This window comes from Pseudomonas sp. SA195 (assembly GCF_054131565.1).
The window spans coordinates 2,741,780-2,755,684 of the sequence record NZ_CP096392.1; the positions used below are offsets into that span (position 1 = coordinate 2,741,780).

12 protein-coding genes are annotated in these 13,905 nt (G+C 62.1%); 5 read left to right on the forward strand and 7 right to left on the reverse strand.

Going from position 1 to position 13,905, the window contains the following annotated elements; translation table 11 throughout:
- Positions 1–52: 52 nt before the first annotated feature.
- The gene (locus tag M1D78_RS12610) at positions 53–2,230 is read left to right on the forward strand and encodes a patatin-like phospholipase family protein (RefSeq protein ID WP_437422885.1); all 2,178 of its coding nucleotides are present in this window, start codon (positions 53–55) and stop codon (positions 2,228–2,230) included.
- Between the two features lie 6 nt (positions 2,231–2,236).
- Here M1D78_RS12610 and M1D78_RS12615 read toward each other — a convergent pair whose 3' ends face one another.
- From M1D78_RS12615 to recQ, 3 genes are all read right to left on the reverse strand, one after another.
- Positions 2,237–4,171 (reverse strand): FimV/HubP-related protein, encoded by a 1,935-nt coding sequence (locus tag M1D78_RS12615; RefSeq protein ID WP_437422886.1) that lies wholly within the window; start codon positions 4,169–4,171, stop codon positions 2,237–2,239.
- Between the two features lie 218 nt (positions 4,172–4,389).
- Complete coding sequence (locus M1D78_RS12620; RefSeq protein WP_437422887.1) at positions 4,390–4,821, reverse strand: MarR family transcriptional regulator; 432 nt, start codon at positions 4,819–4,821, stop codon at positions 4,390–4,392.
- A gap of 159 nt (positions 4,822–4,980) precedes the next feature.
- Positions 4,981–7,107, reverse strand: a complete 2,127-nt coding sequence (gene recQ / locus M1D78_RS12625) for a DNA helicase RecQ (protein WP_437422888.1) — start codon at positions 7,105–7,107, stop codon at positions 4,981–4,983.
- Between the two features lie 222 nt (positions 7,108–7,329).
- Here recQ and M1D78_RS12630 point away from each other — a divergent pair, with 222 nt between their 5' ends.
- Both M1D78_RS12630 and M1D78_RS12635 read left to right on the forward strand, forming a co-directional pair.
- Positions 7,330–7,917, forward strand: coding sequence for a UPF0149 family protein (locus M1D78_RS12630; RefSeq protein ID WP_437422889.1), 588 nt, complete (start codon positions 7,330–7,332; stop codon positions 7,915–7,917).
- Between the two features lie 12 nt (positions 7,918–7,929).
- The gene (locus M1D78_RS12635; RefSeq protein ID WP_437422890.1) at positions 7,930–8,325 is read left to right on the forward strand and encodes a YbaN family protein; all 396 of its coding nucleotides are present in this window, start codon (positions 7,930–7,932) and stop codon (positions 8,323–8,325) included.
- A gap of 11 nt (positions 8,326–8,336) precedes the next feature.
- Here M1D78_RS12635 and M1D78_RS12640 read toward each other — a convergent pair whose 3' ends face one another.
- On the reverse strand, positions 8,337–8,918 hold the full coding sequence (locus tag M1D78_RS12640) for a tRNA-uridine aminocarboxypropyltransferase (RefSeq protein ID WP_437422891.1): 582 nt from the start codon (positions 8,916–8,918) through the stop codon (positions 8,337–8,339).
- 94 nt (positions 8,919–9,012) lie between these two features.
- Here M1D78_RS12640 and M1D78_RS12645 point away from each other — a divergent pair, with 94 nt between their 5' ends.
- Positions 9,013–9,690 carry a glutathione S-transferase gene (locus M1D78_RS12645; RefSeq protein WP_437422892.1) on the forward strand — a complete coding sequence of 226 codons (678 nt, stop codon included), beginning with the start codon at positions 9,013–9,015 and terminating at the stop codon, positions 9,688–9,690.
- Between the two features lie 7 nt (positions 9,691–9,697).
- Here the strand turns inward: M1D78_RS12645 and M1D78_RS12650 are convergent, their stop codons facing one another.
- Both M1D78_RS12650 and aceK read right to left on the reverse strand, forming a co-directional pair.
- The gene (locus M1D78_RS12650; RefSeq protein ID WP_437422893.1) at positions 9,698–9,823 is read right to left on the reverse strand and encodes a PA1414 family protein; all 126 of its coding nucleotides are present in this window, start codon (positions 9,821–9,823) and stop codon (positions 9,698–9,700) included.
- A gap of 189 nt (positions 9,824–10,012) precedes the next feature.
- Positions 10,013–11,734: a bifunctional isocitrate dehydrogenase kinase/phosphatase gene (gene aceK / locus M1D78_RS12655; RefSeq protein WP_437422894.1), complete on the reverse strand. Its 1,722-nt coding sequence runs from the start codon at positions 11,732–11,734 to the stop codon at positions 10,013–10,015.
- A 154-nt stretch (positions 11,735–11,888) separates the two neighbouring features.
- On the opposite strand from aceK, the gene M1D78_RS12660 reads away from it, so the two are divergent.
- On the forward strand, positions 11,889–12,803 hold the full coding sequence (locus M1D78_RS12660; RefSeq protein WP_437422895.1) for a DMT family transporter: 915 nt from the start codon (positions 11,889–11,891) through the stop codon (positions 12,801–12,803).
- A gap of 64 nt (positions 12,804–12,867) precedes the next feature.
- Here M1D78_RS12660 and cysK read toward each other — a convergent pair whose 3' ends face one another.
- Positions 12,868–13,842 carry a cysteine synthase A gene (gene cysK / locus M1D78_RS12665; RefSeq protein ID WP_437422896.1) on the reverse strand — a complete coding sequence of 325 codons (975 nt, stop codon included), beginning with the start codon at positions 13,840–13,842 and terminating at the stop codon, positions 12,868–12,870.
- Positions 13,843–13,905 lie beyond the last annotated feature (63 nt).

The window sequence follows — 13,905 nt, forward strand, 5'->3', positions numbered from 1 at the left end:
TGGATGACTGGCCCCTATAATAGCCGCCATTTCCACAGCGCCCGGTGTCGCCATGCCCCGCCTCTTCGTATTCCTTCTGTTGTTTCCGCTGCTGGCGTACGGCGATCCGCAACCGCGCACCGGCCTGGTGCTATCTGGCGGCGCGGCGCGAGGCCTGGCACACATCGGAGTGCTACGGGCGCTGGAGGAGCATGGCGTACGCATCGATGCGATCGCAGGCACAAGCATGGGCGCGGTCATTGGCGGGCTCTACGCGGCGGGTTACAGCGTCGATTCGCTGGAAGAATTGGCCTTGACGCTGGAATGGGAGCAAGTGCTTTCCGATGACCCGCCGCGCGAGGACGTACCCTTTCGCCGCAAACAGGATGACCGCGACTTCTTGGTCAAGCGCAAACTCAGCTTTCGCGACGATGGCAGCCTCGGCTTGCCGCTTGGCGTGATTCAAGGCCAGAACCTTGCTCTCTTGCTTGAACGTCTGCTGGTTCACATCAGCGATACGCGGGATTTTGATCGTCTTCCCATCCCGTTTCGCGCCGTCGCGACCGATATCGCCAACGACCAGAAGGTGATCTTCCGCAGCGGCCACCTGCCGCAGGTCATTCGGGCGAGCATGTCCATTCCGGCAGTGTTCGCGCCAGTCGAGGTCGATGGGCGACTGCTCGTCGACGGCGGCATGGTCGACAACATCCCCATGGACGTTGCACGAGACATGGGCGTGGATCGCCTGATCGTCGTCGATATCGGGACGCCACTGGCGCCCCGCGAGCAATTGCTCACGGTCGTGGATGTGCTCAACCAGTCGATCACCATGATGACCCGCCGCAACTCCGAAGAGCAGCTCGCGACATTGCGCACGGAGGACTTGCTCGTACAACCGATGCTGGCCGGGTTCGGCTCGACCGACTTCGATCGCGCCGAACAGCTCATCGATGCCGGATACCGTGCCGCCAGCGCACTCGAAGCGCGCCTGACCGCCATGAGCAGCCCCAACGCCGGCAATCCTGCCTTGGCCCTGGCTCGCTCGGCGGAGCCCAAGTCACCCTTGATCACCGCCGTGCACATCGAAAACGACTCGAAAGTTGGCGACGCGGTAGTTCGGCGGCATATCCGCCAGGCCATCGGTGAGCCGCTGGATCTTCAGCAATTACAGAAGGACATGGGCACGCTGTACGGCCTGGATTACTTCGATCGGGTCGAATATCGCGTGGTCCAAGGCACCTTGGGCAACACCCTGGTAGTCACCACGCGCAACAAGCGATCCGGCACCGACTATCTGCGTCTCGGCATCAATCTCTCGGACGATTTTCGAGGCGACAGTGCATTCAACATCGGCGCCAGTTATCGCAAAAACGGTATCAACGAGCTCGGCGGCGAGTGGCTGACACGCTTGCAACTCGGGGACCGGCAGGAGCTGTTCAGCGAGTTCTACCAGCCACTCGACGCTGGCTCCCGTTGGTTCGTCGCGCCAAACATCGTCGCTGAGGCGCGTAATCTCGAGGCACTGCAGGACCATGACCCGATCGCCGAATACAGACTGCAGCGCTACGGCTACGGGCTGAGCATCGGCCGGCAGATCGCTAATAACGGCGAGTTGCGCCTGGGCGTCGGGCAAAGTTGGGGCGAAGCGGACGTGCGCATCGGCGACCAGCAATCTCCGGAGTTCACGTTCGAGGAAGGGTACTACCAGTTGCAGTACGCCTTCGACACGCTGGACAACGTCGACTTCCCACACGAGGGCGAGGACATTGGCCTCAGGCTGCGCCAGTACGATCCCGGCCTCGGCTCCGACGAGCGTTATCGGCAATGGGAGTTCAGCCTGGACAAGGCCATCAGCCACGACGTGCATACATGGGTAGTGGGTGGGCGCTACGGTCGCACGCTGGACGACGCCGAGGTGGTGCCCTCCAGCTTCCAGCTCGGCGGAGCACGGCAGCTTTCGGGGTTCCGCCAGGACGCGCTTTCCGGACAAAACGTCAGCCTGGCTCGGCTGATCTATTTCCGCCGGATGACTCCCCGCTCCATCCTGCCGCTGGACTTTCCGCTCTACCTCGGCGCCTCGCTAGAGCGAGGGCGTGCCTGGAACAATGACAACGAATACGACAGCGGTTACATCAACGCCGGCAGCCTGTTCATTGGATACGAAACGCCGCTCGGCCCCCTCAACTTCAGCTACGGGCTGAATGACGAGTCCGAACGGGCGCTCTATATGAACCTTGGCAGCAGCTTCTGAAATGACTCAGGCGATTCGGGCCAGCAACTCGGTCACTTGCTGACGCTGCGCCTCGTCACCTTCGTTCGCCAGGCTTTCGAGGATGACGCACGCGCTCTCGATATGCCCTTGCTGAATGTAGGCCAGGGCCTGGTTCAGCCGCACAAGATGTTCCGGGTTGGGCTCGAGGTGCTCGATCGCTGGGAGTTCGGGCGCCTCGTAGCCGGACTGATCGAGCAGTGACGGCAGTTCATCGAGGGTCAGGGGTTCATCGAAATCGTCGAGCCATGCCTGGGTAGGTGTCTTCACCGCTTCGTCCTCACGGCTGGATGCCGGAGTTTGTTCGCCCTCAAGATCGGCCAACGCATCGAGATCGAGGACGAATTCTTCGTCCTCAGGCGGCGTGGGTTCTGCCTGTTCGAGCTGAGCGAACGCAGCCGCCATGGCCGGATGCAACGCCAGCAGCTGATCGAGATTCGCTGCGCTGCCGCCTGCATCGCGATAGGCCGCCGCTTCGCGACGGTAGCTGTCGACATCGCCAGACTCGGCCAACAAGCCGAGCAATCGCAGGCGCAGTTCCAGCTGTTCGGGGGCCTTGTCGATCCCGCGCATCAGCACGTCGAGCGCGTCTTCACGACGACCGTATGTCAGGTAGATATCGGCCGCCTCCAGCACGTCCGTTTCGCTCACCGATGCGTGCGCGGGCTGACGAGGCATGTCCGACACAGCGTGCGCGACCAGAGCGGCCGGGGCACGAACAGCCGGCACTGGCTGAGCGTAGCGCTCTGCAGGTTCTGCATGCTGTTCGGCGGTGGCCTTTTTCCTGCGACGGCCATAGAGCAGGCCGAACAGACCCAGCAGTGCAGCCAACCCGCTCGCAGGCAGGGCCCAATCGCTCCACCAGGCAGCGGGCGTCGAGGTGGACGGGCTCTGCGCTGCCGCTGCCCCCTCGGCAGCGGGCAAGGCCTGATTCTCAGGCGGCATGGCCGCCGTCACCACCGCCGCCGGACTGGCTACCACGCTTTGCTGATCGGCCAGCCGGGCATTGACCAATTCCAGCTGGGCCTGCATCTCGACCAACGATTGCCTGAGCAGCTCATTTTCCTCACGGCTTGCCGCCAGCTCCTCGAACAACTGGCGTCGCAGCGCCGCGACCTGATCTTCGGCCACCGTCGGCTCGCTCGGTAACGGCTCAGGCGTCGGATCGCTCGCCTCGACGGCCTCACTGGCGACGGCCTCAGCCTGGGCAGGTGCCGCCCCTTCGAGATAATCCGGAAGCAACAAGCGCGCTCCAGCCTTCAAGCGGGCTGCGTCACCGCCGGCAAAGGCTTCGGGGTTCAGCGCCAGAATGTCCTGCATCAGCTGCGACTGGCTCGCCTGGCCAGCACGTGCAGCTAACTGCCCGGCGATGGTCCACAGGCTCTCGCCGGATGCGACCTGATGGTATTGCCCGCCGCTAGCCGCGGGCATGGTAGTGGGAGGTACCACCGCGGCCGGCTGCGGACGAGCCGGTACATTCGGGCTCGGCATTACCGCCGCAACCGGCGCGGACATCGCCGGCATGGATGGCAACGGGTCGAGCAGTACGGTGTATTCGCGCAGCAGCCGGCTCTTGGTGCGGGCCACCTCAACGACGAAATTGAGATAGGGCTCGCGCACCGGCTTTTCGGAATACACCCGGATACGGCTTCCACTGGCGTCGACGATCGGAACGAACCGCAGGTCCTGCAGGAATGCGAGACGATCGACACCGATGCGCTGGAAGTCATCGGCCGAAGCCAGCATGACGCGGATGTCGCTGGCGCTGAGATTACCGGCGTCAACCAGTTGAATGTCGGCATTCAGTGGCTGGTTGAGCGCCGAGTGCAAGGTGATTTCACCCATGCCCAAGGCAGACGCCATCCCCGAATAGATCAGTGAACCCGATGCCACTGACCACAATATGCGACGACTGAATGCCATGTGGCCTTCCCCGTAGATTGGGCAGTCGACGCGTGATGTCGCTGGCCCGCCAGATGTTCATAGCTTGTGACGCAGTTATCGTCAAACGCGTGAAAAGCTTTATACAGACTGTCGGGTTTCGTTGTAAGGCATTTTGCTATCGCAGCAAGGTTTCACGACGGGCGGGCGGTCGCTGTACCGCACTGCCCTTTCAATAGCCGGCTGATAAGCGCCGCGGCTTACCGTTTGACCAGATTGGCCAGGATGCGCGCATGTACCTGCTGGCATTTCCGAAGGTCATCTTCATCGATACCGTCGAACAGCTCCTGACGAACCTGGGTGGATATCGCTTCGATTTTCTGAATCAACGGGCGCGCCGGGGCGCCGAGGGATATCAGCTTGGCGCGCCGGTCATCCGGGGCTGCCTTGCGATGAACCAGGCCCTGCGCCTCCAGACTATCGAGCAGCCGGGCCAGGGTCGGTCCTTCGACCGCAACGCTTTGAGCCAGCTCCCGCTGGGTCGGATCGTGATCGAACCTGGCCAGGTGCAGCAGAACGAGCCAGCGCGCCTGAGACAGGCCAAGGTCCGCAAGCCTGCGATCGAGTTCAGCACGCCAGCCACGCGACAGTTGTGCCAGCTGCATGGCGAAGCGATGTTGATCGGGGTACATGAAGACTGTTCCTGGAAAACCTAATTATTAGCGAGCTAATCACAGCATCAAAATGCTGGCAAGGCTACCAAAGATCGAGAACGTTACGCCGCATTGCCCTGGCATCCGGAGGGCTGCAAGCGACCAACAAGCGTAGCGGCACTCAGCCGCCGTCTAGGCCTACAGCTCGAACTCGGCCTGCAGCGCAGCACGCACGCAAAACAGGACGGGCTCAGACACCCGGCCAGCGAACAGCTCCGCTACCGCGGCGACGGGCGGGAGTTCTCCCTCGGCATCGAGGAAGGCTTCCTGGATCTCTTCCAGAAGCGCTTCAGGAAGATCAAGCGCTTGCTCGAGGCTCAGTTGCTGCTGGGCAATTGCCTCGGCGAGCATCGCGTAGACGTTCTTTTCGCTGCAGTCGAACTGCCGGGCGATCTGCGCAGGCGTCATGCCCGCTCGCGCCAGCGTGATGAGTTCATGCCGGAGATCAACGGGCGCACCGGTTGCCGGTTGCGCCGTGCCCTGCAGAGCTTCGAGAAAGGCCTGCCCATACCGGTCGAGCTTGCGAGCGCCGACGCCACTGATCCGCCCCATGTCGCCCAGCGTGCGCGGCTGGCTGCGCAGCATCTCAAGGAGCGTCGCGTCGGGAAAGATGACGTAAGGCGGTACAGCATGCTCCTCGGCCAACTTGCGTCGCAGTGCCCGAAGCGCTTCCCAGGTTTCACGTTCATCATCACGTACTAACTGGCTCGCCGCGCTGGCGGTCGGCTTGGGCGTTTTGCTCGGCTGTTCGCGACGCAGCGCCAGCGGCTCTTCGCCACGCAGCAATGCGCGGCAGCTGCCGTTGAGGCGCAGGCCACCGAAGCCTTCCAGATCGATATCCACCAGGCCTCGTGCGACCAGTTGGCGGTACAGCGAGCGCCACTCGCTTTCAGAAAGCGACTTGCCGAGGCCGAACACGGACAGGTGCTGGTGCCCCAGGCTGCGTATCTTTTCGTTGTCTCGCCCTAGCAGAATGTCGACGAGGTGACCGACGCCATAACGCTGGCCGCTGCGATAGATAGCCGACAGCGCCTGACGTGCCGGCTCCGTCGCGTCCCAGGTCTGGACGTCATCGACGCAGTTGTCGCAGTGCCCGCACGGTTCGGCAAGCAGCTCATCGAAGTAGCCCAGCAGCACCTGACGGCGGCAACGGGTCTCCTCACACAACGACAACATGGCGTCGAGCTTGTGCTGCTCGATGCGCTTGTGCCGGTCGTCGCCTTCGGAGTTGTTGAGCATCTGCTTGAGGAAGATGACATCCTGCAGCCCGTAGGCCATCCAGGCGTCGGACGGTAACCCGTCGCGCCCAGCCCGCCCCGTTTCCTGGTAGTAGGCCTCGAGCGACTTGGGCAGATCCAGGTGAGCGACGAAGCGAACGTTGGGCTTGTCGATGCCCATGCCGAACGCAATGGTCGCAACCATGATCAAGCCTTCCTCGTTGAGAAAGCGTTTCTGGTGGAAAGCCCTCAGCTCGCTTGGCAGCCCGGCGTGATAAGGCAGCGCGGGGAACCCCTGTTCGGACAGGAAGGCGGCTGTGTCGTCCACCTTTTTTCGCGACATGCAGTAGACGATGCCGGCATTGCCCCGGCGCTCGGCGAGAAAGGCGAGCAACTGCTTGCGCGGCTGCTCCTTCGGCACGATGCGGTAGAAGATGTTCGGACGATCGAAACTGGACAAGAACCGCTCGGCATTCTCCAGATGCAAACGCTGCACGATCTCTTCGCGGGTACGCTTGTCCGCAGTTGCGGTGAGTGCCAGGCGTGGCACCTCGGGGAAATACTCTGCAAGCTGCCCGAGCTGCAGGTATTCAGGACGGAAGTCGTGCCCCCATTGCGAGACGCAATGCGCCTCGTCGATGGCGAACAGGCCAATCGGCAGCCGTTGCAGGAACGCCAGCATCCGAGGCTGCACCAGCCGCTCCGGGGCAAGGTAAAGCAATTTGATTTCGTGACGACGCAGGCGATCGGCGATGTCGCGCTGCTGTTCCGCGCTCAGCGTCGAATTCAAGGCCACCGCCGGCACACCAAGCTCATCGAGCGTGGCGACTTGGTCGTCCATCAGTGCGATCAGCGGCGATACCACGACCGCCAAACCCTCGCGCAATAATGCCGGGACTTGATAGCACAGCGATTTACCGCCACCAGTGGGCATGAGCACCAGTGCATCACCGCCGCTGGCCACCCGCTCGATGATCGCGCCCTGGTTGCCGCGAAAAGCGTCGTAGCCAAATACATCTTTGAGAATGCGCTGTGCCTGGTCGAGCATGCCGGTCTCCGAAACAAGACGCGCGAGTATACGCGAGCGAGCCCATCGATTCAGGCGCCGTCACGACGTAGGAGATGGCCGGCCGCAGTCCATCAGGAACTCCTCGGGATTTTTCGCCTCTGTGCAGGCAGAAGCGCCAGGAATGCGACCCGCCCGGCGCGGTAGCCGGAGGCCCGCGGCTCGTCTAGAATCAGCGCTGTTTTCCATCCAAGGTAGCCACCGATGTCATTCGCCGAGCAACTCGCCCGCCTGCAAGTGTTTCTGGATGCAGACGACCTGCATGAAGAAGCGCTGGATTACATCGCCGCGCACGGCTACCTCACGGCCCTGTGCATCTGCTCGGAAGAAGTGCCCGAGCGTGAGTGGATCGACGCGTTGTTCGCCGAGCCGCCAAAGTACTCTGACGATACCGAGCGAGACGCCATCGAGGCGACGCTGGTTCAACTCAAGGCGCATATTGCGCGCCAGCTGGCCAGTGACGAGGACATGGAGTTGCCCTGTGAGCTCGACATGGGCGACGACCCTGACGAGTCCGACCTTCGAGGGTGGTGCATCGGCTTCATGGAAGGCGTTTTCATGCGGGAAGCCGTCTGGTTCGAGGAGGCCGAGGAGGAAGTCAGCGAGCTCTTGTTACCGATCATGGTCGGCTCAGGCCTGTTCGACGAGCAGCCAGAGTTCAGCGACATCGCGGCCGACCCGGCGCTGGTCGACGAGATGGTTTCGCAGATCCCAGAAATCCTCACGGCCCTCTATCTGATCTGCCACGCCCCTGAAGAGAAACCCGCGCTGCTCAAGCCTCGTCGTCACTGACCGAGCCGCGCCTTGACTCCTCGCGCCCAGTATCGCAACCCGGTCCTGCGGTATGCGCTACTGGGCATAGGCTGGCTAAGCGTAGCCTTGGGCGTGATCGGCATCTTCCTTCCCGTGCTGCCAACCACGCCTTTCCTTCTGTTGGCGGCGGCGTGCTTCGCACGCAGTTCGCAGCGATTCTACGACTGGCTCGTTGGCCACCCGCGCCTTGGTCCCTGGTTTCGTGACTACCTCGACGGCAAAGGTATTCCGCTCAAGGGCAAGGTTTACGCGATCAGCCTGATGTGGCTCAGCATTGGTGTGTCGTGCTGGCTGGTCCCGTTGATCTGGGCTCGGGTTGGCATGCTCACCAGCGCGACGCTCGTGACCCTGTACATCCTGCGCCTCAAGACGCTGCCTAACCGCTGAGCTTCGTTTCTTTACGTCGAATGGTTGCGCCGGTAAGTGGCCTCGCCCATCGCTTGGATCTGGCTTTCAATGAGGGCGTCGAACGGGCGCAACAGCGCATCGAAGCGCCCGTCCCCCTCAAGCGCATTCAACGCCACCACGATGGACTCCAACGTCGACAGCGCCCCCGGCATCGGCGCCTTGCGCAGCCGATAGCGCGACACCAACCCCGGCGGGAGCGTGACACGCGGCAAGCTGGCGATTCCGGGATTCACGTGAAGAAGCTTGCGCGCCTTGCGCCAGGTTCCGTCCGGAACGATGAGCGTGAGCGGTCGAGCTGAACCAGCCAGCGACGCGACCGGCAGCGCGCCTTCTCCCGGAAAGAGCAATACAGGGTCTACCGTTGACTGGGGCAGCGCATCGAACTGTTCGCCCACGACCAGTTCGGCGTTGCGCAAACCCAGCGCAGCCAGGCGTCCGGTGTTGAGCGCATGGCTCACTTCGCTGGGATGTTGCAGGATGAGCACCCGGGTGCGACTGGTCAACGACGGAATCAGTGGGCACAGGCAGTGGCTGAGCGGTCGATGACAGCGTGAGCATTGCGGACGGGACATGACGACTCCTGGGCGGGCCGCGAAGTCTGCCATAACCGGCAAGCCTCCGCGCAGCGGCTATGCTGGAGCGATCCAACCTCGTCTGGAACGAATCATGATCACACTGCATCATCTGGAGAACTCTCGTTCTCACCGGGTGCTCTGGCTGCTGGAAGAGTTGCAGCTGCCCTATGAAATCAAGCGATACGCACGTGACGCCCGGACAATGCTTGCGCCGGACGACCTGAAAGCCGTCCACCCGCTGGGTAAGGCCCCGGTGATCACTGATGGGGACCTGTGCCTGGCCGAGTCCGGCGCCATCCTCGAGTACCTTGCCGAACGGTATGCCGAAGGGGCTCCTCTTGCACTGCCGGAGTCGGGCACACCCGAGCATCTGCGGCTGCGCTACTGGATGCATTACGCCGAAGGGTCAGCCATGCCACCCTTGCTGCTACGGCTCGTCTTCGACCGGGTCGCCAACGGGCCGATGCCCTTCTTTGTCCGCCCTGTCGCTCGCGCCATTGCGAGGGGTGCGAACCAGGCCTTCATCGGGCCGCAACTCAAGCTACACCTCGACTATATGGAGGGCGAGCTGGGCAAATCGGACTGGTTCGCCGGATCGACGTTCAGCATTGCCGATATTCAGATGAGCTTCCCTCTGGAGGCAGCCGAGGCACGCGCCGGCCTCGATGCAAGCCGGCCTCGCCTGAAAGGTTTCCTGAGCCGCATACGCGAACGGCCCGCTTACCAGCGGGCCGTTCAACATGGAGGACCTGTGATGACCGGACGGTAGCGCCTGGTCAGCGACGTGGACGGGCCGTCTTGTCGCGATGCGCCTCTACCCGAATGGGCTGCAAACGAGGCGATTCGACGAAGCCAAGCGCCACTGCCAGATTCCAGCACACACTATTGAGCCATGCTTTCATGGGCGAACCCTCCTGCTTGATAACGGGTCTAGGTGGAGCCATAGGGCTTCGGTTGGAGCATAACCCAAGAAATGCACGCCCGCCTGAGACAGCTGTTGCAACATGTTCGGCGCGAGGTGTCGTTCATCCGGCTCTATAAGGTGCGACACGACCCGTCACCAGGCGTTCACCGCGCGCCAGCGCCGATCGTCATTGGGTTGCACCCTGGCGCCTCCGATAGGGAAAGACGTCAATCACCTTGCCATCATTAATTGCTTGCTGAAGGCCTTTCCAATAATCGGCGTCGTAAAGCTCGCCGTGCAGCTTGGCAAATAGCCGGCGCAGGCGCATATCGGCGAATAAGAAGCGCGGAAACTCTTCAGGGAATACATCGTTCGGCCCGACCGAATACCAGGGTTCCGAGGAGAGTTCGTCCTCGGGGTAGCGCGCCTCGGGAATGTGGCGGAAATTGACCTCGGTGAGAAAGCAGATCTCGTCGTAGTCGTAAAACACCACACGTCCATGGCGGGTCACACCAAAGTTTTTCAGCAGCATGTCCCCGGGGAAAATGTTTGCGGCAGCCAGCTGCTTGATTGCCAGCCCATAGTCCTCCAGCGCCTCGAGCACCTGCTGCTCGCTGCCGTTTTCCACGTAGAGATTCAACGGCGTCATACGGCGTTCGGTCCAGCAGTGGCGCACCAACACCGTATCGCCCTGCACCTCGACCGTGGACGGCGCCACGTCCAGAAGCTCGGCCAGGCATTCTGGCTCGAATTTGGACACAGGGAAGCGGAAGTCTGCGAACTCTTGCGTATCGGCCATACGACCGACCCGGTCGACGCTCTTCACCAGCCGATACTTTTCTATGACGGTGGCGCGACTGACCGTCTTCGCATGGGAAAAGCGATCCTTGATGATCTTGAACACCGTATTGAAGCCCGGCAGCGTGAATACGCTCATCACCATGCCGCGTACGCCAGGCGCCATCACGAAGCGGTCGTCAGTGTTCGCCAGATGATCGATGAGCGCACGATAGAACTCAGATTTGCCGTGCTTGTAGAAACCGATTGAGGTGTATAGCTCGGCAATGTGCTTGCCGGGCAGGATGCGCTGCAGGAAACCAATGAACTCGGCCGGAATTGCCACCGCGACCATGAAGTACGAGCGGGTGAACGAGAAGATGATCGACACCTCGGCCTCGTCGGTGATCAGGCCGTCCACCTGGATGCCGACGCCCTCACGGTGCAACAGCGGAAACACCAGCGGCCACTGTTCGTCGCGGGTGTGGATGCGGCCCACCAGGTACGCGCCTTTGTTGCGATAGAGCACCGAAGTGAAGAGCTCAACGGTTAGCTCCGGGTCCTTGCAGACCCAGTCCGGCAATGCGGCCGCCAGTTGTGCTTCGAGCCGCTGGAGGTCATCGGCAAGATCCCCGTAGGGCACGTCGAAAGCGAAATCAGTCAGGATCTGCTGCAATACGCCGCGCAAGTCGCCGCCCGGCTGGTAGCGGCGGGTCTGCGCCATACGCTGGGCACGGCTGGCCGGGCGCGTGGTGTGGATGAACATGGTGTCGTCGCTGATGCAGTCATGGCTGAACAGCGTGCAGAAGATCGAGTTGTACCAGGTTTCCGACAGCTCATCGTCGAAGCGCGGATTGATCAGTTCGATGTACTCGGCCTTGACCCGCGGCCATCGATTGACGTCCAGCAGCATCTCGGACGCGAAGGCGGCGCGCAAGCCGTCAGCCGTCTCGCCCACTCTCTGCTCGTAGAGGTTGATCCTGGCGGCTGAAGCGCGCTGCGCATCCTGCCATCGCGCCTCTTCGAAACGCGACCTGGCGCCTTCGGTAATCAGCCTGAACCGCTCGCGATAATCATCGAATCCCTGAAGGATGTGCCGGGCAATGTCCACGTCTGGCGAGTGGTGCGCCATAGGGTTGCTCTCGCTGCGTTAAAGCGGCGAGCTTATCCAGAGGCAGAGGCCAATGAAAGTTGATCAGCCAAACGGGAGCTTTTGAAAGCGTATTTGGAGTTGTCAGCTCGCCTGGGCTGGCCAACACTCATCGCTTCTCTGCTGGAGCTCTACGATGAGCCCTCTCGACTTGCTGCGCCTGCTCAGCCTGGCCGCCATCTGGGGCGCCAGCTTCCTGTTCATGCGCATCATCGCGCCGGAACTCGGCACCTTTCCGACCGCTTTTTTCCGCGTACTGTTTGCCTGCCTCGGCCTGCTGCCCATCGTGTGGATCATGCGGCTGCGCTGGGATTTTCGCGGCAAGCTGAAGCTCTGCCTGATCCTGGGCGCGATCAACTCCGGCATTCCATTCGCACTGTACGCACTGGCAGCGCAGTTTCTTCCAACGGGGTATTCAGCGATTTTCAATGCAACGACACCCATGATGGGCGTGATAATCGGCGCCCTGTTCTTCGCCGAGACGATGACCGCTTCGAAATGGATCGGCGTGCTGGTTGGACTGACGGGTGTTGCGCTACTCACGCGCACCGGGCCGGTGGAGGTCGACCTGCAGCTCCAGATCGGCGCGTTCGCGTGCCTCGGTGCAACCGCCTGCTACGGCTTCGGCGGGTTTCTGACGCGCCGGTGGATCAACCAGCGGGGCGGCCTGACCAGCGAGCTGGTGGCCTTCGGAAGCCAAGTTGGCGCGGCGGTCGCTTTGCTGCCGCTGTTCGTCATCTCACTTTATGCGGCACCGCCGGTTTCATGGGGAGATGGGCGGGTGTGGCTCAGCCTGGCTGGGCTTGGCATCGGTTGCACCGCTTTCGCCTACCTTCTCTACTTTCGGCTGCTCGCCGATATCGGCCCGGTCCGTACCTTGACGGTGACCTTCATCATTCCGCCGTTTGGCGTGTTGTGGGGTGCACTGTTTCTAGGCGAACCACTGGACTGGGCGTACGCCTATGGTGGCGCGCTGATCGCTGTAGCACTCTGGCTCGTGCTGCGACAGGCGCCGCCCGCGATCGCAGCAGCGCAATCCCAACGCGGCTAGGCGAGGCAGGCGGCCGAAATCGGTGAGCGTTTCAGCCCGATGAACCTGCCCCGCGCAGCGCCTGTTACTGCTGCAGCTCCTGCTCGCCGAACAGGTCGGCAAACAACATGCTGGACAGGTAACGCTCGCCGGAGTCCGGCAGGATCACCACGATATTCTTGCCTTGCATCTCGGGTTTCTCGGCCAGGCGCACCGCGGCGGCCATGGCGGCACCGCAGGAGATCCCGCAGAGGATGCCCTCCTCGCGCATCAAGCGCAGGGCCATGGCCTTGGACTCCTCATCGTCGACCCGCTCGACCTGATCAACGATTGAAAGGTCCAGGTTTTTCGGCACGAAGCCTGCGCCGATGCCTTGGATCTTGTGCGGGCTCGGCTTGACCTCCTCGCCCGCCAGCGTCTGGCTGATCACCGGTGAGCTGACCGGCTCGACGGCCACGCTGAGGATTTGCTTGCCCTTGGTCTGCTTGATGTAGCGCGACACGCCGGTGATGGTGCCACCCGTGCCGACCCCGGCGACCAGCACGTCGATGTTGCCTTCGGTATCGTTCCAGATCTCCGGGCCCGTAGTTTTCTCATGGATAGCCGGGTTCGACGGGTTTTCGAACTGCTGCGGCATGAAATACTTCTCAGGATCAGACCCGGCGATTTCCGCTGCTTTTTCGATCGCCCCCTTCATCCCTTTGGCGGGTTCGGTAAGCACCAGCTCCGCACCAAGCGCCTTGAGTACCTTGCGCCGCTCAAGGCTCATCGAGGCCGGCATGGTCAACATCAGCTTGTAGCCGCGCGCAGCGGCGACGAAGGCAAGCCCGATGCCGGTATTGCCGGACGTAGGCTCGACCAGCGTCATGCCCGGCTTCAGGCGGCCGTTTTGCTCGGCGTCCCAGATCATCGCCGCCCCGATGCGGCACTTGACCGAATAGGCTGGGTTACGCCCTTCGATCTTGGCCATGATGCTGACGCCCTTTGGGCCCAGGCGATTGATCATGACCAGCGGCGTGTTTCCGATGGTTTGCGCGTTGTCAGCGAAGATGCGGCTCATGGCGGTGTCCCTGAGATGAAAAAACCAGATTCAAGAGCCTAAGCGCAGTCCAGGAAGCCGTCC